A 769-nucleotide genomic window follows, 5' to 3' on the forward strand; every position below is an offset into this window, starting at 1 on the left:
CAATGAATGAAAACCAAGCAGAACAAGGCAGCGCATCCGACGGCTATCAGCCTGGTAGTTGACTTTGTTGCTTCCATCCCGCCGCAGATGGCCTTATACGTTCTGCAAATAAAATGAAAATGAAGGGCATCAACTATCGGGGAGGCATCGTAAAGCTATCAATCCCCGAAGATTGGAAAGAAGAATATGAGCCTTCTGGCGGTGCGACCTTCTATGAAGACCGAGAGGATAGTGGAACACTTCGATTGAATGTCCTGACCTTCGAAAAGAATGAAGGAAAAGAACCTTTCACAGATGGGAAGTTCGAACCCTTCAGGGATGACCTCTACTTGAAAAGTGAATTCAAGCGTTTCGAGGAAGATGGAACCAACTGCATTCTACTGAACTGGCAGGTCGGCTATGAAACCGAAGGAAATGAATATCGGATTGCTAGTTTCTGTCACACAGTTCTTGAGGATCAGTTTAGAGCCGAAAGCACCAAAGAAGAAATAAAGATAATCAAATGGATTTTACAGAATGCGGAATTTGGCAAATCCAAGGCAAGCATTGGAGACTACGAGCACGAAAGGCAGAACAAGACGGAGGAGGTAACTCCGTTACGCGCGCTCAGTCATGATTAGTGCTGGAGCACTAAGTCATGCCTTCACTTGCTCCACTACGCACCACTCCTCGACGTTCTGGGTTAGAATGAATATGATTATTCGGCAGTTTTACCTTGGCGGTGGCTGCCGGAATGACTTTCGGGTTGGTGATGGGAGAGGCGGCGTGG

Annotated in this window: 1 protein-coding gene; it reads left to right on the top strand. The window is 46.9% G+C overall.

What is annotated here, in order from left to right; translation table 11 throughout:
- Positions 1 to 113: 113 nt before the first annotated feature.
- Positions 114 to 620, top strand: coding sequence for a hypothetical protein (locus JIN85_RS20680; RefSeq protein ID WP_200274426.1), 507 nt, complete (start codon positions 114 to 116; stop codon positions 618 to 620).
- Positions 621 to 769: the final 149 nt, after the last annotated feature.

Origin of the sequence: Luteolibacter pohnpeiensis, assembly GCF_016595435.1 — a bacterium.
GTDB classification, from domain to species: domain Bacteria; phylum Verrucomicrobiota; class Verrucomicrobiia; order Verrucomicrobiales; family Akkermansiaceae; genus Luteolibacter; species Luteolibacter pohnpeiensis.

Excerpts from the sequence above, each read along its gene's own strand:
- JIN85_RS20680 (WP_200274426.1), top strand. The coding sequence starts at position 114 with ATGAAAATGAAGGGCATCAACTATCGGGGAGGCATCGTAAAGCTATCA.